The organism is Magnetospira thiophila (assembly GCF_054657015.1).
The window spans coordinates 884,318-905,000 of sequence record NZ_BAAHXF010000001.1 but is presented as its reverse complement, the minus strand read 5'-3'; the positions used below and the strand labels follow the sequence as shown (position 1 = coordinate 905,000).

17 protein-coding genes, 2 tRNA genes, 2 rRNA genes and 3 pseudogenes (1 of these 24 only partly in view) are annotated in these 20,683 nt (G+C 52.8%); 15 read left to right on the top strand and 9 right to left on the bottom strand.

Translation table 11 applies throughout. The features are described 5' to 3' along the window. The 8 genes from ACYQ1P_RS04425 to ACYQ1P_RS04390 form a co-directional block, all read left to right on the top strand. Positions 1 to 26 (top strand) — tRNA-Ala (locus ACYQ1P_RS04425) (it extends 50 nt beyond the left edge of the window). Positions 27 to 356: 330 nt separating this feature from the next. Continuing rightward, a 23S ribosomal RNA gene (locus tag ACYQ1P_RS04420) occupies positions 357 to 3,101 on the top strand. A 145-nt stretch (positions 3,102 to 3,246) separates the two neighbouring features. Beyond that, a 5S ribosomal RNA gene (rrf, locus tag ACYQ1P_RS04415) occupies positions 3,247 to 3,361 on the top strand. Positions 3,362 to 3,465: 104 nt separating this feature from the next. Continuing rightward, positions 3,466 to 3,542: transfer RNA gene (locus ACYQ1P_RS04410), tRNA-Met, on the top strand. Between the two features lie 311 nt (positions 3,543 to 3,853). After that, positions 3,854 to 4,276: an IS66-like element accessory protein TnpA gene (gene tnpA / locus ACYQ1P_RS04405; RefSeq protein WP_460019138.1), complete on the top strand. Its 423-nt coding sequence runs from the start codon at positions 3,854 to 3,856 to the stop codon at positions 4,274 to 4,276. Beyond that, positions 4,273 to 4,623: an IS66 family insertion sequence element accessory protein TnpB gene (gene tnpB, locus ACYQ1P_RS04400; protein WP_460019126.1), complete on the top strand. Its 351-nt coding sequence runs from the start codon at positions 4,273 to 4,275 to the stop codon at positions 4,621 to 4,623. Before tnpA (ACYQ1P_RS04405) ends, tnpB (ACYQ1P_RS04400) begins: the two co-directional genes overlap by 4 nt. A 57-nt stretch (positions 4,624 to 4,680) precedes the next feature. Next, entirely contained in the window at positions 4,681 to 6,237 is a 1,557-nt protein-coding gene (tnpC, locus tag ACYQ1P_RS04395; protein WP_460019127.1) for an IS66 family transposase, read from the top strand. A 67-nt stretch (positions 6,238 to 6,304) separates the two neighbouring features. Further along, on the top strand, positions 6,305 to 6,634 hold the full coding sequence (locus ACYQ1P_RS04390) for an ATP-binding protein (RefSeq protein ID WP_460020131.1): 330 nt from the start codon (positions 6,305 to 6,307) through the stop codon (positions 6,632 to 6,634). Here ACYQ1P_RS04390 and ACYQ1P_RS04385 read toward each other — a convergent pair. The 6 genes and pseudogenes from ACYQ1P_RS04385 to ACYQ1P_RS04360 form a co-directional block, all read right to left on the bottom strand. Then, a complete protein-coding gene (locus ACYQ1P_RS04385; protein WP_460019137.1) occupies positions 6,617 to 7,525 on the bottom strand; it encodes a hypothetical protein in 909 nt (302 codons plus the stop codon). The genes ACYQ1P_RS04390 and ACYQ1P_RS04385 overlap by 18 nt on opposite strands. A gap of 180 nt (positions 7,526 to 7,705) precedes the next feature. Next, positions 7,706 to 8,517 (bottom strand): annotated as a pseudogene (locus ACYQ1P_RS04380) (IS1380 family transposase); the annotation flags it as partial. Positions 8,518 to 8,634: 117 nt separating this feature from the next. Continuing rightward, positions 8,635 to 9,642 carry a DnaB-like helicase C-terminal domain-containing protein gene (locus ACYQ1P_RS04375; RefSeq protein WP_460019005.1) on the bottom strand — a complete coding sequence of 336 codons (1,008 nt, stop codon included), beginning with the start codon at positions 9,640 to 9,642 and terminating at the stop codon, positions 8,635 to 8,637. A gap of 363 nt (positions 9,643 to 10,005) precedes the next feature. Then, positions 10,006 to 10,191: pseudogene (locus tag ACYQ1P_RS04370) on the bottom strand (IS5/IS1182 family transposase); the annotation flags it as partial. Positions 10,192 to 10,207: 16 nt separating this feature from the next. Then, positions 10,208 to 10,373, bottom strand: a pseudogene (locus tag ACYQ1P_RS04365) (transposase); the annotation flags it as partial. An 81-nt stretch (positions 10,374 to 10,454) separates the two neighbouring features. Further along, a complete protein-coding gene (locus ACYQ1P_RS04360) occupies positions 10,455 to 11,165 on the bottom strand; it encodes a hypothetical protein (protein WP_460019136.1) in 711 nt (236 codons plus the stop codon). A 157-nt stretch (positions 11,166 to 11,322) separates the two neighbouring features. Here ACYQ1P_RS04360 and ACYQ1P_RS04355 point away from each other — a divergent pair, with 157 nt between their 5' ends. Next, complete coding sequence (locus ACYQ1P_RS04355) at positions 11,323 to 11,697, top strand: hypothetical protein (protein WP_460019003.1); 375 nt, start codon at positions 11,323 to 11,325, stop codon at positions 11,695 to 11,697. Between the two features lie 127 nt (positions 11,698 to 11,824). Beyond that, entirely contained in the window at positions 11,825 to 12,322 is a 498-nt protein-coding gene (locus ACYQ1P_RS04350) for a DUF1643 domain-containing protein (protein ID WP_460019135.1), read from the top strand. A 73-nt stretch (positions 12,323 to 12,395) separates the two neighbouring features. Here the strand turns inward: ACYQ1P_RS04350 and ACYQ1P_RS04345 are convergent, their stop codons facing one another. Beyond that, positions 12,396 to 13,346 carry a helix-turn-helix transcriptional regulator gene (locus ACYQ1P_RS04345; RefSeq protein ID WP_460019134.1) on the bottom strand — a complete coding sequence of 317 codons (951 nt, stop codon included), beginning with the start codon at positions 13,344 to 13,346 and terminating at the stop codon, positions 12,396 to 12,398. 126 nt (positions 13,347 to 13,472) lie between these two features. Between ACYQ1P_RS04345 and ACYQ1P_RS04340 the strand changes: the two genes are divergently transcribed. Then, positions 13,473 to 14,171 (top strand): hypothetical protein, encoded by a 699-nt coding sequence (locus tag ACYQ1P_RS04340; RefSeq protein WP_460019133.1) that lies wholly within the window; start codon positions 13,473 to 13,475, stop codon positions 14,169 to 14,171. A 217-nt stretch (positions 14,172 to 14,388) separates the two neighbouring features. Here ACYQ1P_RS04340 and ACYQ1P_RS04335 read toward each other — a convergent pair whose 3' ends face one another. Further along, positions 14,389 to 14,823 (bottom strand): hypothetical protein, encoded by a 435-nt coding sequence (locus tag ACYQ1P_RS04335; RefSeq protein ID WP_460019132.1) that lies wholly within the window; start codon positions 14,821 to 14,823, stop codon positions 14,389 to 14,391. 464 nt (positions 14,824 to 15,287) lie between these two features. On the opposite strand from ACYQ1P_RS04335, the gene ACYQ1P_RS04330 reads away from it, so the two are divergent. Next, positions 15,288 to 16,265 carry a GSU2403 family nucleotidyltransferase fold protein gene (locus ACYQ1P_RS04330; protein ID WP_460019131.1) on the top strand — a complete coding sequence of 326 codons (978 nt, stop codon included), beginning with the start codon at positions 15,288 to 15,290 and terminating at the stop codon, positions 16,263 to 16,265. 399 nt (positions 16,266 to 16,664) lie between these two features. Here ACYQ1P_RS04330 and ACYQ1P_RS04325 read toward each other — a convergent pair whose 3' ends face one another. Then, positions 16,665 to 17,948 (bottom strand): site-specific integrase, encoded by a 1,284-nt coding sequence (locus ACYQ1P_RS04325; protein ID WP_460019130.1) that lies wholly within the window; start codon positions 17,946 to 17,948, stop codon positions 16,665 to 16,667. 294 nt (positions 17,949 to 18,242) lie between these two features. Here ACYQ1P_RS04325 and tnpA (ACYQ1P_RS04320) point away from each other — a divergent pair, with 294 nt between their 5' ends. From tnpA (ACYQ1P_RS04320) to tnpC (ACYQ1P_RS04310), 3 genes are read left to right on the top strand one after another with little or no spacing between them, the layout of a single operon-like run. Beyond that, positions 18,243 to 18,665, top strand: a complete 423-nt coding sequence (gene tnpA, locus ACYQ1P_RS04320) for an IS66-like element accessory protein TnpA (RefSeq protein ID WP_460019129.1) — start codon at positions 18,243 to 18,245, stop codon at positions 18,663 to 18,665. Beyond that, on the top strand, positions 18,662 to 19,012 hold the full coding sequence (tnpB, locus tag ACYQ1P_RS04315) for an IS66 family insertion sequence element accessory protein TnpB (protein WP_460019126.1): 351 nt from the start codon (positions 18,662 to 18,664) through the stop codon (positions 19,010 to 19,012). Before tnpA (ACYQ1P_RS04320) ends, tnpB (ACYQ1P_RS04315) begins: the two co-directional genes overlap by 4 nt. Before the next feature lie 57 nt (positions 19,013 to 19,069). Then, positions 19,070 to 20,626: an IS66 family transposase gene (gene tnpC / locus ACYQ1P_RS04310; protein WP_460019128.1), complete on the top strand. Its 1,557-nt coding sequence runs from the start codon at positions 19,070 to 19,072 to the stop codon at positions 20,624 to 20,626. The last annotated feature ends 57 nt before the right edge of the window (positions 20,627 to 20,683 follow it).

The following is a 20,683-nucleotide window of genomic DNA, read 5'->3' as shown; positions in this document are numbered from 1 at the left end:
CGGTTCGATCCCGTCCGGCTCCACCATTTTTTGCGGTGCTTTCGGATTGAGGGATGGCCTTTTTGGGTCATACGACGGCAAAACATCACATCGATAGGCTCGAGATTTACTGGATTTTTTGATCCGGTGAAGGTTGTTGGACATTGTGAAGAGGTTGAATAAATGAGTGACCGCGCCGGTTGGCGAGGGGGCTTGTTGTTCTTTGGCGTTGTGGGGATGAGCGATCATTCTGGCGGCGGTGGGGGATGATATGTTCCGCGTTGATCGGCACAAGTGTTGAGTGACCGTTCCTAAATTCCGGGGTTGCACGCCCTGGGATGTATGTGTGCTGGGCTTGTCCCTGCGCATGGGACGGATTTCAAGCGCGTTAAGGGCATTTGGTGGATGCCTTGGCACAGAGAGGCGATGAAGGACGTGGCACCCTGCGATAAGCTTCGGGGAGATGGGAGCAATCTTTGATCCGAAGATTTCCGAATGGGGCAACCCCACCCTTTAGGGTGATCCCTGCCTGAATACATAGGGCAGGGAGGCGAACCCGGTGAACTGAAACATCTCAGTAACCGGAGGAAAGGACATCAACCGAGACTCCGTTAGTAGTGGCGAGCGAACGCGGACCAGGCCAGTGGCTTGTGTGTAAGAACCGGAACCGTCTGGAAAGTCGGGCCATAGCGGGTGACAGCCCCGTACGGGTAGAAAGCGCATAAGTCCTCGAGTAGGGCGGGACACGTGAAATCCTGTCTGAACATGGGGGGACCACCCTCCAAGCCTAAGTACTCCTCTGTGACCGATAGTGAACAAGTACCGTGAGGGAAAGGTGAAAAGCACCCCGATGAGGGGAGTGAAAGAGACCTGAAACCGAATGCCTACAATCAGTAGGAGCACCTTCGGGTGTGACTGCGTACCTTTTGTATAATGGGTCAGCGAGTTACTCTTACGAGCAAGCTTAAGCCGTTAGGTGTAGGCGGAGCGAAAGCGAGTCTGAATAGGGCGACTGAGTTCGTGGGAGTAGACCCGAAACCGAGTGATCTAGCCATGAGCAGGCTGAAGGTGCGGTAACACGCACTGAAGGGCCGAACTCACGTCTGTTGAAAAAGACGGGGATGACTTGTGGCTAGGGGTGAAAGGCCAATCAAACTCGGAAATAGCTGGTTCTCCGCGAAATCTATTTAGGTAGAGCGTCGCGTATTACCCACGGGGGTAGAGCACTGGAAGGGCTAGGGGGGCCCAAAGCCTTACCAAACCTTACCAAACTCCGAATACCGTGGAGTAGAGCGCGGCAGACAGACGGCGGGTGCTAAGGTCCGTCGTCGAAAGGGAAACAGCCCAGACCGCCAGCTAAGGTCCCCAAGTCATGGCTAAGTGGGAAAGGATGTGGGAAGGCCAAGACAGCCAGGAGGTTGGCTTAGAAGCAGCCATCCTTTAAAGAAAGCGTAATAGCTCACTGGTCTAAACAAGCCGTCCTGCGCCGAAGATGTAACGGGGCTAAAGCCATGCACCGAAGCTGCGGATTCAGATCTTTGATCTGTCTGGTAGCGGAGCGTTCCGTAGGCCTGTGAAGGTGTACCGCGAGGTGCGCTGGAGGTATCGGAAGTGAGAATGCTGACATGAGTAGCGATAAACAGTGTGAGAAACACTGTCGCCGAAAGTCCAAGGGTTCCTGCGCAAGGCTAATCCGCGCAGGGTGAGCCGGCCCCTAAGCCGAGGGCGAGAGCCGTAGGCGATGGGAACCAGGTTAATATTCCTGGGCCTGGTGGAGGTGACGAATACCGTGTGTTGTGCCCGCTTATTGGATTGTGGGTGCATCGAAGGTGTTCCAGGAAATAACCCCACCGCAAGACCGTACCCGAAACCGACACAGGTGGACAGGTAGAGTATACCAAGGCGCTTGAGAGAACGATGTTGAAGGAACTCGGCAAAATACACCCGTAACTTCGGGATAAGGGTGACCTCCATGTGGGCAACCATATGGGGGTGGCACAGACCAGGGGGTGGCGACTGTTTACTAAAAACACAGGGCTCTGCGAAGTCGTAAGACGACGTATAGGGTCTGACGCCTGCCCGGTGCCGGAAGGTTAAAAGGAGGGGTGCAAGCTCTGAATTGAAGCCCCGGTAAACGGCGGCCGTAACTATAACGGTCCTAAGGTAGCGAAATTCCTTGTCGGGTAAGTTCCGACCTGCACGAATGGCGTAACGACTTCCCCGCTGTCTCCAACATCGACTCAGCGAAATTGAATTCTCCGTGAAGATGCGGAGTACCCGCGGTCAGACGGAAAGACCCCGTGCACCTTTACTACAGCTTCGCAGTGGTATTAGGGGATGAATGTGTAGGATAGGTGGGAGGCTTTGAAGCGCAGGCGCTAGTCGGCGTGGAGCCATCCTTGAAATACCACCCTTTTGTTCTCTGGTATCTAACCGCGGCCCGTGAAACCGGGTCCGGGACCCTGCGTGGTGGGTAGTTTGACTGGGGCGGTCGCCTCCCAAAGAGTAACGGAGGCGCGCGAAGGTGGGCTCAGGCCGGTCGGAAATCGGTCGTTGAGTGCAAAGGCATAAGCCCGCCTGACTGCGAGATCGACAGATCGAGCAGAGACGAAAGTCGGCCTTAGTGATCCGGTGGCCCCGCGTGGAAGGGCCATCGCTCAACGGATAAAAGGTACGCCGGGGATAACAGGCTGATGATTCCCAAGAGTCCATATCGACGGAATCGTTTGGCACCTCGATGTCGGCTCATCACATCCTGGGGCTGGAGCAGGTCCCAAGGGTTCGGCTGTTCGCCGATTAAAGTGGTACGTGAGCTGGGTTTAGAACGTCGTGAGACAGTTCGGTCCCTATCTGCCGTGGGTGTTGGAAGTTTGAGAGGAGCTGCCCCTAGTACGAGAGGACCGGGGTGGACGAACCTCTGGTGTACCTGTTGTCACGCCCGTGGCACCGCAGGGTAGCTAAGTTCGGACAGGATAACCGCTGAAAGCATCTAAGCGGGAAGCCCCCCTCAAAACGAGACTTCCCTTGAGAGCCGTGGAAGACCACCACGTTGATAGGCCGGGTGTGGAAGTGTGGCAACACATGCAGCTAACCGGTACTAATTGCTCGATAGGCTTGAAATCCCCCATGCCGTCAGGATTAACCTCCTGATCGCTTGTTCCTCATGCGCAGGGATAAGCTCGGCACACAAGGAAATCAGGTCACACAACACTTGATCAAAGTCACTCATTAAAACCATCCCAAAATCACAAGGCCCCCTTTGGATGACCTGGTGGTTCTGGCGAGGGTGTCCCACCCGATCCCATCCCGAACTCGGCCGTGAAACCCCTCAGCGCCCATGGTACTGCGTCTTAAGGCGTGGGAGAGTAGGTCGCCGCCAGGTCTTCCAAAGCGGGCCAAATACACAATCAACCTCATCACATCTCCCCCCAACACCCGGGGCCGTCCAGAGAAAATCCGTCTCATAACGTCCCCAGATCCCCTTACCGCGGGGTGGAGCAGCCCGGTAGCTCGTCAGGCTCATAACCTGAAGGTCGTAGGTTCAAATCCTACCCCCGCAACCAAACATTAAGCCCTTAACTCAATGAGTTAAGGGCTTTTTGTTGCTGCGCCAGAATCCCATAAATGCCGGTTCGGAATTCAATCGGAATTTTTGAAACGGTCAATTCTGCTATCTCCAGACAACGAAAAATACAGCTTCTCATGCAGGGCCATGGCCTCGGCCTGTTCGAAGATCGATTATCATGTGTAGGTTGCCAAGAATTTTTACTCAGTTCCCCATTCGTTAATCAGTAAGCGCCATTTTGACTCCACCTATTTTTTCCAATGAGAAGCGGCGATAATCTTGCCTCGTATTTTTCGAGGGAGGTTTTCTATGCCGGAAGGTTCGGCGCTACATACGGAGTCCACTGTCGTTTCTCAGTTTGTTATGGAGCCGGGTGGTCGGCGCCGGTGGCCCGACGACGTGAAGGCACGGATTGTTGCACAGACCTTGGTTTCTGGCGCGAGCGTAAATGGCGTTGCCAAACGCCATGGTCTGAGAGCCAATCACCTTTCGGATTGGCGGCGGCGGGCGCGGGAGGGTCGTCTGGTTCTGCCGACGGCCGAGGGTGATATGGCCATGGTGGCGCCTGCACTCACCCCGGCATTTGCCTCTGTCATTGTGCGTGCAGAAAGCCCGCCGGAACCGGCATCGACTTTGGATATGATTGTCGGCCCGGTGACGATCCGGATTGACGCTTCGACCTCGGCGGATCGCTTGGCGGAGATCGTTACAGCCTTGGGACGGGAGCGATGATGTTTTCTTCCGAGGGCGTGCGGATCGTGGTGGCGACCCGTCCCGTGGACTTCCGTAAAGGTCATGATGGGCTGGCGGCCTATGTCTTCAACGCCATGAGACGCGATCCGTTCACCGGCATGGTTTTCGTGTTCCGGGCCAAGCGGGCGGACCGTTTGAAACTTCTCCACTTCGACGGCAGCGGCCTGGTGATGACCTACAAGCGGCTTGAGGATCAAACCTTTGTCTGGCCCGGGATAAAAGACGGGGTGATGGCCCTGTCTGCGGTGCAATTCGAGGCCCTTTTTGCGGGCTTGGATTGGCGCAAGGTTCGGCCCCTGGAAGGGTCTTCGCCGACGGTGGCCTGACCCAGAAAATGCATGTTTTATAATGCATAAGGCCATGGTTTCTGCTAGATTCCAGCCATGTTGAACGCGCCTGAAAGCGAGCCGGAAAGCGGCCTATCCGAAGCGGACCTGCCCGACGATGTCGAGGCATTGAAGGCCATCATCCGTTCCCAGCACGTCATCAATACGCGGCTGGAGAAGCTGGTCAAGGCGTTCAAACATGCCCTGTTCGGCGCCAAGTCGGAAAGAATAGCCCGGGATCAACTGGAACTGGCGCTGGAGGATATCGAGACCGGAATTGCCGAGGTTCAGGCCGCGGGCGAGGCTTCGAACACGCCCTCATCAAAGTCAACGAAGAAACCACGCCAGACCAATCGGGGCAATCTGCCCAAACATCTGGAGCGGATTGAGGAAGTCATCAAACCCGATGATGTGACCTGCGCGTGCTGCGGCACCGAGCGCCATGTCATCGGCGAGGATGTGTCCGAACGGCTTGATGTCATTCCGGCGCAGTTCCGTGTGATCATCACCCGGCGTCCCAAATATGCCTGCCGGGTCTGCGAGGAAGGGATCGTCCAGGCCCCCGCTCCGGCACGTCTGATCGAGGGTGGGTTGCCGACGGAAAGCCTGGTGGCCCATGTCATCGTTTCCAAGTACGCGGATCACGCGCCGCTCTATCGCCAAGCCCAGATTTATGCCCGGCAAGGGATCGATCTGGATCGTTCGACCCTGGCGGGCTGGGTGGGCAAGGCGGCTTTCGTTCTTAAACCCGTGGTCGATGCTCTGCTGACGGACTTGAAGGGTTCGACAAAACTGTTCATGGACGAAACCCCGGCACCGGTCCTGGACCCGGGAAGGGGCAAGACCAAAACCGGTTACTTCTGGGCCCTGGCCCGTGATGATCGGCCTTGGGGTGGTGACGATCCTCCTGGCGTGGTGTTTACCTATGCGCCGGGGCGCGGTGGCAAACATGCCGAGGATATCCTGGACGGGTTCGGCGGCATTCTTCAGGTGGACGGCTATACCGGCTATAACCGGTTGATCAAGCCCGGACGGCTCGATCCGGCGATCTGGCTGGCCTATTGCTGGGCCCACGCCCGGCGCAAACTCTATAAACTGGTTAAAACGGGAACATCGCCCATCGCCGGGGAGGGCCTGAAACAGATTGCGGCACTCTACAAAATCGAAGATGAAATCCGCGGTCGGTCGCCCGAAGACCGGCTCGCCGTTCGCCAGGAACGCTCCGCACCCTTGGTCAAAGCCTTTGAAACCTGGATCGCCGAACAGCGCAGCCGGGTCTCGGCAAAATCACTGCTTGGCGAAGCCTTGACGTATATTGCCAAGCACTTCGAAGGGCTCTGCCGGTTCCTATCCGACGGTCGCGTCGAAATGGATTCCAATACCGTCGAGCGGACGATCCGGCCCATCACCCTTAATCGCAAGAATGCTCTCTTCGCCGGTCACGACGCGGGCGCCGAAAACTGGGCGGCGATCGCCTCGCTCATCGAAACCTGCAAGCTGAACGGCATCAACCCCTTCGCCTACATCGAGCATACGCTGAAAGCCATCGTCAACGGCCATAAGCAAAATCACATCAAGGAATTGCTGCCCTGGAATTATCAGGCCGGTGTGTAAGCGGGACACCGCTTACGTTAATCAAACAAACCCTTTGGGTGCTGATCACGGAACGTAGTGTCGAAATATTTCACAAGGGCACGCGCGTTCCTACTCACGCCTGTTCCGTGCCCTGACAAAACCAAACTTACTGATCCTCGACAATTGGGAGCCGGAAAAACTCAATGCCGACCAGCGCCGCGATCTCAGGGAAATCGTCGAGGAACAATACCAGGATGCTTCGACCCTTATGACCAGCCAACTTCCGGTCGACAAGTGGCATGACGTCATCAGTGAGCCCACTTTCGCCGACGCTATCCTTGATCGCATCGTCCATAACGCTCAAAGATTGGAACTCGACGGACCGTCAATGCGAAAAATAATGGCCGCTATCATCTCATCATACAGTGTAAGTTGACCTCAAACTTGCAGCGTCGGTGGGTTTAAACAAGTAACTACCGCCCCACCCCACTTGTTCTTTGATGAAGGCATGCGGAAAACGCAAGTCGATATTCAAGAGTCTTTGAATGTTAGAAGCCGCTGCATCAATTAGATAGAGGGCATTGCAGTCATGCATGCCAGACAGAATCGACAGAATGCCTTCTGCACGCCCGCGTCGTGACACTGTCGGCATGCACTCTCCTGTATTTTGCTTGTTGAGCCTTGAATTCAAATGCGGCGCATCTATCCGCACTGGCAAAGCAGTATAGAGCTTGTGACTCGCAAAGACATGCTTCATGTCTTCAAAATCGTAGGCGATAAGACCTGGCCAAAGTAACGGTGCCACTAGACTAAAGGCCGCATCAAGGGTTGGGAAGTTGGGTTCACGTCTAGAGGATATGGAAAGACAATTAAGGCCCTGCTCCACAACAGGGCATTGGATAACGGCATCAACGTGCTTGCTCAGATCACCGAAAGCTATATTGCCCATCATTCCGGACACAAATAAGATGTGGAGGCGTTCGCTGTTCAAATGCGCGACCAAAGTACGCACAGTGGAAATTGTATCCTCGTCCTCCCCATCCATCACAATCAGATCCAGCGAAATATCGTACGCGGTCCCATCAATATTTGTATGGCCCTTGTAGCCGCTAGATTCTGTGGCCAACCGATGATTTTGAACTAAATCGTCGCCGCCTTGTCCAACTGCGTAAAGCTGTATGCCATCACAGACATGATAACCAGTCACCATTTTCCTTGCTGCCCGGCTGCATCCCCATGTTACTACAACGGAAAAAGGTGCCATGGTCACCCCGCCGAGCGCAAGGGATAGAAATTTTCGACGGTTCAGCAATGTTTTGTTACTCATGATGAAACACTTTTCATACAATATTCCCCAAAAGCCCTGAATCTAGTCATGATTGTTCAAAAGGGTGGCCCATCCCGGAAGTGTGCATAGTCACTCGGTCAGGCCAAACACGTTTCCAACCGCCGGTTCGGCTTTGACAAGCCATTCGCCCCATTTCCTTAGCCCCAGGCACACTTCGCCATCCGCCTTCTGGAAGGTGACGTACCTACCGTGAGAGACGAGCTTGGCCCCAATCTTGACAAACTTCTCCCGCAACTTCGTCAGCGACCAGTGTTCGACTTCCTGAGGCAGGGCCAGGGTACGCATGAAATTGGACAGATTGCACGGCAGAGCATAAAACTGGAGCCGGACCTCGTTGTTGCGGAACCTGCGGCACGACAGCCGGGTCCACCTGTTGGCGTTCTTGCCTTCCTTGATCCACTGTTCCGCCGTGCCCCGCTGATTATAGAGGGCGACGACCCGTTCGGCTGGACGGCTCAGGTTGGTCAAGATGAAGCCGACACGAAGATACAGGTCGCCGAAATGCCATTCGACCTTGGGACCTCACGGCGTTTCCTGTCCCTAGATCCCGTCTGATAGCTGAAGCTGGCGTAGTAGCGGAGGACAAGATTGGGCGGGCGGCCGACCGGTTGGATCAGAAGGTGGGCGATGCTTTCCTGGAGAGCCTTGTTGGCGGGCAGGTAGATCGCGCAGAGAATACCCTCAGATTCAAGGTGTTCGTACAAATTACTCGAATCGAACGCCGCGTCGCCACGAACGTAAATTCGAACCTGCCGATCCTTGTAGCGTTCGACCACCTGCACCAGGACATCCCGCCAGCCGTCGGCACCGCGGACGCGGCATCGTTCTAGATCGCCCATGTGGTTGAACGGGAACAGCGGGGGATAGCAGCTACAGCCGAAGTGCCCGTTATAAGCAGAGTCCTCTTGGTCGCCATAAGTTGGGCTTACGCTGGAATCCATATCGAGGACTACGTCCTTAGGCGAGCGGCGGTTAAAATCGAACCGCAAAGCCCCGCTTTTGCTTTCACCCATTAGGTGGGCCATAGAATTACCTCTAAATAGAAAATAATACTTTGATTCTTATATCATAATAACGACTTCAGGTTACTAATATGCGGTACCATCTGGGGAAAATGGGTTAAAATCGTGAAGTCCCATTCCTGTTTTGCTCATAACATCAATGCCACCAATCTGCCCATGTTTATTTTTTATAATATCTACTTCTATTATGCCATCAAAGCTCTGCAACCCGTTATGCCACCGTTCGTATCGCATATTCAAACTATCTTGTGTTGGACCAGAATGTTTATAATGCTCATATGCAGAATGAAATACCAATAGAACATCAGCAGTATCTATTAGATGTGTAATATTTTCTTCATTCTCTTTCTTTGAGCATTCATTGCACATCGCTCCTAATGTTGTTGTAGTATTAAATAATGATAAAACCGCACAGTTTAGATCAATCGCTAAAGCTTTTAATTCACATGCAACAAAATGTGTTTCCCGATCCTTAGATGTAATATTGGCACAATTATTCGCAATTAATCTATCTAAGTGATCGATTATTATTAGTCCAATATCCCTGTCTTTTTTCATATTACGGGCTTGCGCACATAAATCATGAACACTTAGGTTAGGGGCATCGTTAATGAATATAGGTAAGTTTTGTATGGAATATGCAGCTTGCAAAGCCTGATTATACTCAATAGCAGAAACATTGCCGTCTCTATACCTAAATTCCGACACCCCAGATTGTAGTGCAATAAATCTTCTAAGAACACTGTCTGCGTTTTTTGCCAATGAAAAAATTGCAACTTCTGCTCCTTCTTTATTATATTTCTCCCCTTGATGTTCTTGAGCAGCTTTCAGCCCAACTTGATAAGCAAGCACCGAGTGCGATTCATGTGACTGTCCCGCAATAACTATAAAATCAGATTTTCTAAAACCATGTAGCACCTTATCTAGAGAATTTATTCCACTCAAAAACCCAGAATTTTCTGATTTTGAGTCAAATGCTATGGCAGAAGACTTTATAATATTATGCATCAATTTATCAATTGACTTAAATGGTGCTGTTGTTTCTTTAGGGTTATTCGTATTATTTGTTTCCATATTATCCAACTATTATTAATTCAAATTGTTGTATATTATATACAAACTTCATTGATGTGATAGTTTATTTAGTTAATACATGAATTTGACCAAATCATTATATTGGATATAAAATGCTGCAATCCTTGGAATAATTTTGTTCAATTGGGTGTTCATGCATTCCCCTGCAATTTCTCGAAGGTGACGTGACAAGTTTGGAACGACATACATGATTAACGGAGGCATGCGTCATATTTTGACGTTTTCAGCCTCAGTATTTTGTTCGTCCTGAAAAAAGTCTATTCGCTTGATGTTGCGATGCGGTCAGGTTTCAGGGAAGTATCTCTTTATGCGGATTGCACGGAGGCTGCGGCCAGGATTTATGCTAAAAAAATGCGCGATGGAGCTGAGTATGAGGCGCAGGCTGTGCCCGGCGGCGGCCAGCAGCGCGCTGAGGGCGTCGACGGCCTGTCCCAGGAGGTGGCGTCGAGCAAGCCTGCCTTCAGTGTTCATGTGGCCGATGGTGGCGACGATGGCCGATCTTCGTTTGAGCTTCCGCTTCATCTGCGGGAGTCGGTCCGCATTCGTGCACGTTGCCGAGACACAGAGAGCACCGTTCCGGGTCGTCCTTGTGATGAACAAGGAATAGCGGGTGATAAGGAGGTGCAGCCTAAGTGGCCGTTGTAGGAGGTGCCCCCCTGGTCGCCATGGGTTGGGCTGACGCTGGAATCCATATCGAGAGTGACATTCTTCGGCAGGCGGCGGTTATCTCCACATTGACAGGAGGCTTTACGAGTACCCCGTTGTCCGGGGGGGGGCGAGGGAAGCGGTGCCTACCCCAGAGCTGAAAATATTTTCTTCAGGTCTTCAATCATCACTTTCGATGGATGACCTCCGGACAAGTGGAGTAGGCCATGCACTGGTCGGTCATTAATCATGGTGTGCTTGTAGTACACGGGATCAGACTTACCGGAAGCTGATTTGGCGCTCTTCATCTTGACATCCGCCGGATTGCCGCCGAATACGTTCATGAAACGCTTGAAGGCCGTCATGCCTATGCAGACGATATGCTTCGGATTTGTCGTCTCCACAATGGTCTTCACTGCATCTGTCATCAGCCGGTCATGTTCCTTATGCAGGTCTTTGGCAGCAAGAGCAGCCAACTGCCCATTCAGTGTGGGTTCGTCAGGTGTGGCAAAAAAAGAGCGCAGGCTGGATTCTGCGCAAGTTTCCAACTTATCCGCATAGCCTTGCAGTGCGACATCGACGATTTTCTGGGCCAAACGCGCACCGTCTTTGTGTTCATCAACGAATTTGCACGGAATCGGCGAAAACGAATTGCGCGGGATGGAGAGAGGACGTTGGGGCCAATCGTTCGCCCCAAATCCGGGGTTAATCCCAAGAAACAAAAACTTCGGTTGCTCAATGCGACCAGTCAAGAAATGGCCACCATAGAACATCCGATCTTTGGCTTCCAAGGCACCATTGGCAGTTTCTAAAAAGTCGTAAATCGCACACTGAATGCTTTCTAATGATTGAATCATTTCACAGCCCTCCAAGATATTTTTTAATCTATAACGGAACTACTTAGCAGTCACTTCTTAATTTAATCCATAATAACGTCAATTTATGACGTGCTATGATGATATAACTTTAACTTCGAAGGCACCCGCGTTGCGAAAAGAGCAGATGGAGGCATTCATGGCCTTGCGGTCACAGATTGGGCTTTGGTGGATCATTGACGGTATTGTCGTGCCTTCGTCCATACCGTTTGACACCTGTGCGGCCATAGAAGGTTGGAGGGACACTCCAAATGGTCATTTCCAGCACTGGCGGAATCTCCAAAGAACAAGGCCAGAGCTTTTGCCGCACGAGTTCACCGATTTTGAAAGAGGGCGGGTTCTCTATCACGAGCCATCGAAAACTTTTGTGATTTACGGATCCAGGAACCTGCTCAGGCATGAGGAGAAAAAAGCGCAAATCGTTCGTGCTTTCGATCTTCCTCCAGGGCGATTTCGCTTTGTTGCCGACTCTCATTATGAGAAGGCAACTCCGATCATTGATAACCTTGATTAGAAGAAGCCTAAGATCATTATGGATAAGTCGTAAAAAAAATAAAACACGCTCTATAAGGATCTCATTCGAATAATTACACATATTTATATTAGAGATAACTCATGCAACGCCAAGGGAGATTACAAAGATGATTCACTCCGACGCTGTAATGTCCAACTGCGAACAATATCGTTACCGCCTTACCCGAAAATGGGGGGAAGGAAAAACATGTGGATTCGTGATGCTCAATCCTTCGACGGCGGACTCTATCGAAGATGATCCGACCATTCGACGCTGCATCAATTATGCACGCTCTTGGGGATTTGGGGGATTGATCGTCGTCAACATATTTGCCTATCGGGCAACCGATCCGGAGTCGATGAAGGCAGCCATTGATCCAGTTGGCCCTGACAACAAGGAACATGTTCAATCTGTTGCCAAGCTTGTTTCCGCCTGTGGTGGGCCTATGGTCTGCGCGTGGGGGAACGATGGCACGTACAAAGGACAGGACAAAGTTGTCCGGCAATGGTTCGAGGAGGTGGGTGTCGTGCCCATGGCGTTGGCGGTCACGAACTGTGGGCAACCCAGACACCCCCTTTACTTGAAAGCGGACCTGACCCCAATTCCTTTTCCTCCGGCTTCGTAGCGAAGTCCATCCTTGGCCTGATTGCTGATCCAGTGGTTGCGGAATTAATTGATCATCACCCTGTGGCGTTCACTTAACTTTGAAGGGGGGCATCGTAATTGGTCAGGTTTTCAACCTGATCCCCCCAGGTGTAAAGATGCCACTCCATCTCTCTTCGGCCTCCCGCTTTGAAACGTACGATCAGAGAACCATCTGCCATATGCTCAAAGGTTTGGGTGGGATGAAAGCGCCACTCTTTTGCATCCGTTGCAGCTTGAGGCGAAAATTTCCAGACAACATTGAAGGGGGATTCCTGAAAAACGCCAAAAGAATTCATCATATATTGTTCTAAAGAAAAATCTGGATCACGGACAAAACTATCCGCTAGAATCTCAATGTGCTGAATGTTTGATAAGCTGTATAATCGATAGTCAAAAACGTTGGGATTCAGGCTGAATGCCACCAAATAATTTCTATTTCCATAAATAATACCGTAGGGGCAGATTTTCTGCGTTGTAACTTTTCCCGTCTCTCTAGATAGATATTTGATCCTGATCTTGCTGCTGGCTAAAATTCCATGGCGGATTTTTTTCAGTGTCTCCGGGCTTGAAACGGGGCGAGGGCCAGGTCTCAGCGCGTAACCTTCTGCGGCCATCAATGCTTCGAGGTCTGGCTCTGCCACAAGCTTTTGTTGTTTTGTCTGAAGCGACTGGATTTTGTTAAGCAAGGTCATCAGGTTCTCGGCTTGATCTAAATACCCATCCCTTTCCGCTTGCCTGATCGCATTCTCTAAAGACAGCACCTCTACAACACTGAACGCGGTTAAACGATTCAGCGTGCCCGAGGGTAAGCGCCATTTCTTTATGCGACCGACCGAAGGCGCTTCTTCCATTTGTGGGAAAATCCGTTCAATGGCATCTCGCATGCGTTCGGAAGTTCGGCGTGAAACATCATATTCCCGCATGATTTCTTCCAGGCTTAAGCCTTCGCTGGTGCTCTGCATACGCAATGCCAGATTGAAAATGGTTTCGGCTTTCTCTGACAATTTCCACTCTCCCAAGCATTTAATAGACAAACCAAGAAACGTCAATTTATGACGTGGTTTGTATGTAGGTATGACTTACATCACCAAAAATTATCTATTCTCGTTAAAACATCTGTAGGAGGCAACATGATCAGTCACTTTCATCACCCTGTTTCGGGGGCTGCCCAATTCAAAACTAGAATGGCGAGCGAGAAGCTATTAAGGGCACAAAAGCTGTGTATGATCATTGTTCCTTTCATGCTGGTGTTTTTCATAACTGGTTGCAGTGATTCCAATGTCGAACTTATCCGTAGCGGAAAATTGGCATCATACGGAACAACTCCCATTGGTAAAGTCTTTGATGCTGCTTTTGATGAAGGTACATGGACAACTTATAAAAAACCGAATGGCAGGCCTTTTGTCCTGTTTCGCGGACGGATTTCGAAAAAACTTCAAAGCAAGGCCATTAAATCTACTATAAAGTCCCTTGAAACACCAATTGGACTGGCTTTTGCGGTAGAGTTAAGAAATAAAGCAATCAATTATTTTGGAGTTGATCGCTCCTCAAGTCTCATCTCACATATCGGTTGTTCGGTTGAAGAACACAATATTTCTTGCAACAGAAATGGGGTGCTATCTGATAGTGAGGACAATTCGAATATAAAAAAAGCTAAAGAAATAATATTATTAATGTATTTAAAGGAGAAATACTGGATTCCAGGAGATGATGTCGAGATTTTGTGGAGTGTGAATCCATATGATAAGTCTTTTGAGGTTGTTCTTATGGGATCTAATTCATGGAAAGGATCAAGTAACTCTGGGGTGCTATCGATAATTTTTGAATAAAAATCAACTCATAGTCATCATTGTCGACATAAGAGCCCGATCTGAATGTCAACGGCGGAGTAAAATCCGGCCAGCCGAAGCCTCCGCCACAACCTGTCGCTTGAACGCGTCACTGTAACGACGCCGCTTGCCTGACCGCCAATCCGTCATGCCATTGATGTCCATCTATCCTTAAACGGACATCTATCGTCCGCATGGGCAGGATCATGGATATCGATCAAGATGGGAAGGCGGTGCTCGGCGAGGGGGTGCTGACGCCCTCACTCAGGCGCAGGCAGACCTTGATCATCGATTCCCCTGTTCCATGCAGTTGGCATCTCGTGGCGGGAGCGATTATCTGTACCGCAAAATTAAAGCCTCTGAGAAACGCAAACACGGTCTGATTCATTTGCTCGGTATTGAAGACCTTCAGACGCACAAGCAGGTGGAAATCGGCCACCGTCAATCCCGTGACAGCCAGGAAGAGATCGGGCTCAAGTTTGGTGATCACATCCTGCAGTGTGTTTTCCCGGAAATCGGTCAGGTACATGAACGCCGGAATGCGGGTCGCGAACTTGATCAGCTTTTCCTGAACGAGTTTGCGCTTCGATTTGTATTCCTTCTCCTCGGCGGTGAGTTCCTTCTTCTCGCTTGGGGTCAGGTCGCGTTCCACCCGTGAGCAGGCCCTGGCACGAGCCATCCAATTGCGGCTGATCGATCCCTGAATATGCCCTGGCTTTAACCCATGGAATGAATCTGTCTGCGCCCCTGGGCCACCAGAAGCAGTTTGGCTTCCCTCTCGGTATCAGGCGGAGAAGCCGTGTCGTCGTCCGATGAGATCGTCTCCCGCGGCATGAAGCGGGTGCAGGGGATCTTCGCCGTGGGCCGACGCCGCTCCAGGCAACAGAGGTTGTTGACTTGGAAAACACAACCCACGCAATTGTACGAGATACCCATCAGATTTCTCCCCTGCCATCCACACGGGGTATTTTAGGGAATCATGATTCGGAATACAGCCTATGAAGATTGATAGGTTGGTCCTTGCAAACCGGTAGATCTTGAACTTTTGATATAACAATTTGATTTTAAATCTATTGCCACTATTATACACAAAACAGTTATTTGAGTGGCAAAACCATGAAATTCAATGAGATAGATTTGGATGGTCGTCGCCGTATCATTGACATGGTGCAAGCCTATGACGCCCTCACTCAGGCACAGGCAGACCTTGATCATCGCTTCCCCGGTTCCATGCGGTGGGCATCTCGTGGCGGGAGCGATTATCTGTACCGCAAAATTAAAGCCTCTGAGAAATCCCTAGGCCCCCGTTCATCAGAAACCGAAGATATGGAGAGAGCTTTCCGGGAAGGCCGTACCCAAACCAAGGCCCGCGAGTCCAGCCTGAAGGAACAGCTTGACCGCATGGCTCCGATTATGCGGGCCTCAAATTTGGGGAGGGTGCCGACCATTACCGCAAGGATACTTCGGCGGTTGGCGCGCGAGGGTATTTTAGGCCGGGATTTGATCGTTATCGGCACCACATCATTGTATGCCTATGAAGCCCGCGCGGGCGTCCATATTGGTGGGGATTTCGTCGCCACCAAAGATGTTGATTTGCTATTCGATGCACGGCGCGGCTTGAAGTTCTGTTCGGCGGAAATGAAACGTGAAGGACTGTTGCGCGCCTTGCAACGGGTAGACCGGTCTTTCCAGGGCAGCGGCTATCAGGCTTCGAATGATAAAGGCTTCTATGTTGATTTGGTGCGCCCCCAGGCGCGGAACGAAATCACAACCCATCCGGTTGACCGTATCGCGGATGATGACCTTGCCGCCGCTCCCGTGGCGGGTCTCGACTGGCTATTGAACGTGCCAAAATTCACACAGATCGCGGTTGGTGAGGATGGCCTGCCGGTGCCTATTGTTGCCGTCGATCCCCGCGCGTTCGCCCTGCATAAAAAGTGGCTTGCCAGCCGCCCCGACCGTGACCCACTGAAGAAAGCCCGAGACCATGGACAGGGTGAAGTTGCCGCTGCACTGGCACAGGATTATTTCGGGATGGTGATGGATGACCCAACATTGAACGCCCTACCGGCTGCGTTGCGTTCCCTGGCGTAGATCGTCGCAATCCTCGTCGCCGCAGGCGATCGCCAGAATCCGCGCCAGGATCATCAAGCGGGAGGCACGGAAACCCGGACATGATTTTGATCCAGGCTCATCACTGAATTCCACAACAGGCTTTCTGAGAGGCGCAAGAACGTTTATCGAAAAAAACCCGTTAAGCGCGCCCCCGGCGTGCGAATAAGGCAGGACGCAATGTGGGAGCCGTGGGCCCACATTGCCTATCCTGCCTCCCTTACCACGGAGAAAAATGGGGAAAGTCGGAGAAAGTCGGAGAAACTCGGGGAATCTTGGGGAAAGTTGGGGAATAGAACTTAGAATCAATATGTTGGTCGGCAGGTTTAAGTGATTTGGCAACAGGGGGAGATCACCGCCCCCCCCACGGATAGGAACGGATCACTCTCCCAGCATCGTCCGGTCCAGCATGGCATCAATCCTCTGCACGGCGGAGCGGAGCGGGTCGTCGGCCAGATGGGCATAGCGGGCGGTTGTTTGGGGCTGGGTGTGGCCGAGCAGTTTGCCGATCATCGGCAAGGTTTCCCCCATCATCACGGCGTTGGAGGCAAAGGTGTGGCGCAGATCGTGAATGCGTACATCGGCCAGCCCCACCGGCAAGGGCTGTGCGTCGTCCGCCGCCGCTTTCCGGCAGGCCTCCCACGAGGGGAGCGCCCCCAGCTTTTCCTGCAAGGCCCGCACAATGCCGCTTGTCCCGGCATCGCCGTAATCCAGCCAATAGTGAACGGTGGCCAGTTTGCGCACCCGTCGCCAGGGTTTTTGCAAGTCGGTCAAATGCGCGCCCGCCTGCGACCCAGTGATGACGTAGGGATTGCCGTCCACCCGCGCAATGGAGCCCAGTAGGGTCAGGGCGGCTTTGCCAAGATGCAGCACTTTGGCGCCGGTCTTTGAATCCGGCAAAAATATCCGGTCCCCTCGGATATAGCTCCATTGCAGAGTCTGGATTTCCGACAGCCGAGCCCCGGTGAAGATCAGCAGACGAAAGGCGGCGACGGCAGAAGGCGCAAAGGACTCCTCCGCATCCAGGGCCTTGCGCAAGCTGATCAGTTGTTCCGGCGAAAGATAGCGTTCGCGTTTTTGTTCCTTGTACTTTTTGACATGGTAACAGGGGTTGGAACGATCCGGCCGGTAATCCCAGGCCTCGGCTTGGTTCATCATCTTCGAGAGCACCCCGAGTGTCCGATTGGCTTGGTAGGGGGTATCGCGCATGGCGTGATGAAGGTCGGAGACATCATCACGGCTGATCTTCAGAACGCTAAGGGAGCCGAGTGCCGGAAGAATATAGCTGTTCAGGGCATGTCTGTATTCGACCTGGGTGCGCGGCTTACAGTGTGAGGTGACATATTCGGTTAGGAACCGCTCGGCGAGCTGTTGCAGGTTCGGGGAGCGACGCTCTTCACGTTTTTCGTCGTTCGGGTTTTTGCCGTCGTCGATATCGCCGATGATCCGCACCGCCCGTTTGCGGGCCTCCTCGAAGGGCAGGGCACCCTGCCGACCAATCTGTACCCGGGTTGTTTTTCCCTGACGAAACGCCTGCGCCACATAGCGCTTGCCGCCGTTGGGATACACCCGAACCCCGAAGCCTTTGGTCTGATCATCCCAGACAAAATATTCCTTCTCCTTCACTGGCAGGGCATCAATGAACTTCTTGGTTAAATGGGGCATGGAAAGCCTTTCGGAATTCATTCGGAATTTATTGGAAAGCCAAACAAGCCTATACAGGATATCCCGTGACATCAATAATATGATAATTATCACGTAAAAACAATATACTGATAAGATAAGGCGATGTGAGATAATATATGAAGATATATAAATAACAAACTCATAACCTGAAGGTCAGAGGTTCAAATCCTCTCCCCGCAACCATAAAAAAGTAAGCGCCATTTTGACCCCACCTATTTTTTCCAATGAGAAGCGGCGATAATCTTGCCTCGTATTTTTCGAGGGAGGTTTTCTATGCCGGAAGGTTCGGCGCTACATACGGAGTCCACTGTCGTTTCTCAGTTTGTTACGGAGCCGGGTGGTCGGCGCCGGTGGCCCGACGACGTGAAGGCACGGATTGTTGCACAGACCTTGGTTTCTGGCGCGAGCGTAAATGGCGTTGCCAAACGCCATGGTCTGAGAGCCAATCACCTTTCGGATTGGCGGCGGCGGGCGCGGGAGGGTCGTCTGGTTCTGCCGGCGGCCGAAGGTGATATGGCCATGGTGGCGCCTGCACTCACCCCGGCATTTGCCTCTGTCATTGTGCGTGAAGAAAGCCCGCCGGAACCGGCATCGACTTTGGATATGATTGTCGGCCCGGTGACGATCCGGATTGACGCTTCGACCTCGGCGGATCGCTTGGCGGAGATCGTTACAGCCTTGGGACGGGAGCGATGATGTTTTCTTCCGAGGGCGTGCGGATCGTGGTGGCGACCCGTCCCGTGGACTTCCGTAAAGGCCATGATGGGCTGGCGGCCTATGTCTTCAACGCCATGAGACGCGATCCGTTCACCGGCATGGTTTTCGTGTTCCGGGCCAAGCGGGCGGACCGTTTGAAACTTCTCCACTTCGACGGCAGCGGCCTGGTGATGACCTACAAGCGGCTTGAGGATCAAACCTTTGTCTGGCCCGGGATAAAAGACGGGGTGATGGCCCTGTCTGCGGTGCAATTCGAGGCCCTTTTTGCGGGCTTGGATTGGCGCAAGGTTCGGCCCCTGGAAGGGTCTTCGCCGACGGTGGCCTGACCCAGAAAATGCATGTTTTATAATGCATAAGGCCATGGTTTCTGCTAGATTCCAGCCATGTTGAACGCGCCTGAAAGCGAGCCGGAAAGCGGCCTATCCGAAGCGGACCTGCCCGACGATGTCGAGGCCTTGAAGGCCATCATCCGTTCCCAGCACGTCATCAATACGCGGCTGGAGAAGCTGGTCAAGGCGTTCAAACATGCCCTGTTCGGCGCCAAGTCGGAAAGAATAGCCCGGGATCAACTGGAACTGGCGCTGGAGGATATCGAGACCGGAATTGCCGAGGTTCAGGCTGCGGGCGAGGCTTCGAACACGCCCTCATCAAAGTCAACGAAGAAACCACGCCAGACCAATCGGGGCAATCTGCCCAAACATCTGGAGCGGATTGAGGAAGTCATCAAACCCGATGATGTGACCTGCGCGTGCTGCGGCACCGAGCGCCACGTCATCGGCGAGGATGTGTCCGAACGGCTCGATGTCATTCCGGCGCAGTTCCGTGTGATCATCACCCGGCGTCCCAAATATGCCTGCCGGGTCTGCGAGGAAGGGATCGTCCAGGCCCCCGCTCCGGCACGTCTGATTGAGGGTGGGTTGCCGACGGAAAGCCTGGTGGCCCATGTCATCGTTTCCAAGTACGCGGATCACGCGCCGCTCTATCGCCAGGCCCAGATTTATGCCCGGCAAGGGATCGATCTGGATCGTTCGACCCTGGCGGGCTGGGTGGGCAAGGCGGCTTTCGTTCTTAAACCCGTGGTCGATGCTCTGCTGACGGACTTGAAGGGTTCGACGAAACTGTTCATGGACGAAACCCCGGCACCGGTCCTGGACCCGGGAAGGGGCAAGACCAAAACCGGTTACTTCTGGGCCCTGGCCCGTGATGATCGGCCTTGGGGCGGTGACGATCCTCCTGGCGTGGTGTTTACCTATGCGCCGGGGCGCGGTGGCAAACATGCCGAGGATATCCTGGACGGGTTCGGCGGCATTCTCCAGGTGGACGGCTATACCGGCTATAACCGGTTGATCAAGCCCGGACGGCTCGATCCGGCGATCTGGCTGGCCTATTGCTGGGCCCACGCCCGGCGCAAACTCTATAAACTGGTTAAAACGGGAACATCGCCCATCGCCGGGGAGGGCCTGAAACAGATTGCGGCACTCTACAAAATCGAAGATGAAATCCGCGGTCGGTCGCCCGAAGACCGGCTCGCCGTTCGCCAGGAACGCTCCGCACCCTTGGTCAAAGCCTTTGAAACCTGGATCGCCGAACAGCGCAGCCGGGTCTCGGCAAAATCACTGCTTGGCGAAGCCTTGACGTATATTGCCAAGCACTTCGAAGGGCTCTGCCGGTTCCTATCCGACGGTCGCGTCGAAATGGATTCCAATACCGTCGAGCGGACAATCCGGCCCATCACCCTTAATCGCAAGAATGCTCTCTTCGCCGGTCATGACGCGGGCGCCGAAAACTGGGCGGCGATCGCCTCGCTCATCGAAACCTGTAAGCTGAACGGCATCAACCCCTTCGCCTACATCGAGCATACGCTGAAAGCCATCGTCAACGGCCATAAGCAAAATCACATCAAGGACTTGCTCCCCTGGAATTATCAGGCCGGCGTGTGAGCGGGACTGCGCATTCATAAAAAATGCCGTCAACCCAATTGGTTGGCGGCATTTTTT

Coding starts and splice junctions, on each gene's coding strand:
- tnpC (WP_460019127.1), top strand. CDS start 4,681: ATGTTGAACGCGCCTGAAAGCGAGCCGGAAAGCGGCCTATCCGAAGCG.
- ACYQ1P_RS04385 (WP_460019137.1), bottom strand. CDS start 7,525: ATGAGTAACAAAACATTGCTGAACCGTCGAAAATTTCTATCCCTTGCG.
- ACYQ1P_RS04360 (WP_460019136.1), bottom strand. CDS start 11,165: ATGATTCAATCATTAGAAAGCATTCAGTGTGCGATTTACGACTTTTTA.
- tnpC (WP_460019128.1), top strand. CDS start 19,070: ATGTTGAACGCGCCTGAAAGCGAGCCGGAAAGCGGCCTATCCGAAGCG.
- ACYQ1P_RS04350 (WP_460019135.1), top strand. CDS start 11,825: ATGATTCACTCCGACGCTGTAATGTCCAACTGCGAACAATATCGTTAC.
- ACYQ1P_RS04340 (WP_460019133.1), top strand. CDS start 13,473: ATGATCAGTCACTTTCATCACCCTGTTTCGGGGGCTGCCCAATTCAAA.
- ACYQ1P_RS04325 (WP_460019130.1), bottom strand. CDS start 17,948: ATGCCCCATTTAACCAAGAAGTTCATTGATGCCCTGCCAGTGAAGGAG.
- tnpB (WP_460019126.1), top strand. CDS start 4,273: ATGATGTTTTCTTCCGAGGGCGTGCGGATCGTGGTGGCGACCCGTCCC.
- tnpA (WP_460019129.1), top strand. CDS start 18,243: ATGCCGGAAGGTTCGGCGCTACATACGGAGTCCACTGTCGTTTCTCAG.
- ACYQ1P_RS04375 (WP_460019005.1), bottom strand. CDS start 9,642: ATGGAAACAAATAATACGAATAACCCTAAAGAAACAACAGCACCATTT.
- tnpB (WP_460019126.1), top strand. CDS start 18,662: ATGATGTTTTCTTCCGAGGGCGTGCGGATCGTGGTGGCGACCCGTCCC.
- ACYQ1P_RS04355 (WP_460019003.1), top strand. CDS start 11,323: ATGGCCTTGCGGTCACAGATTGGGCTTTGGTGGATCATTGACGGTATT.
- ACYQ1P_RS04330 (WP_460019131.1), top strand. CDS start 15,288: ATGAAATTCAATGAGATAGATTTGGATGGTCGTCGCCGTATCATTGAC.
- tnpA (WP_460019138.1), top strand. CDS start 3,854: ATGCCGGAAGGTTCGGCGCTACATACGGAGTCCACTGTCGTTTCTCAG.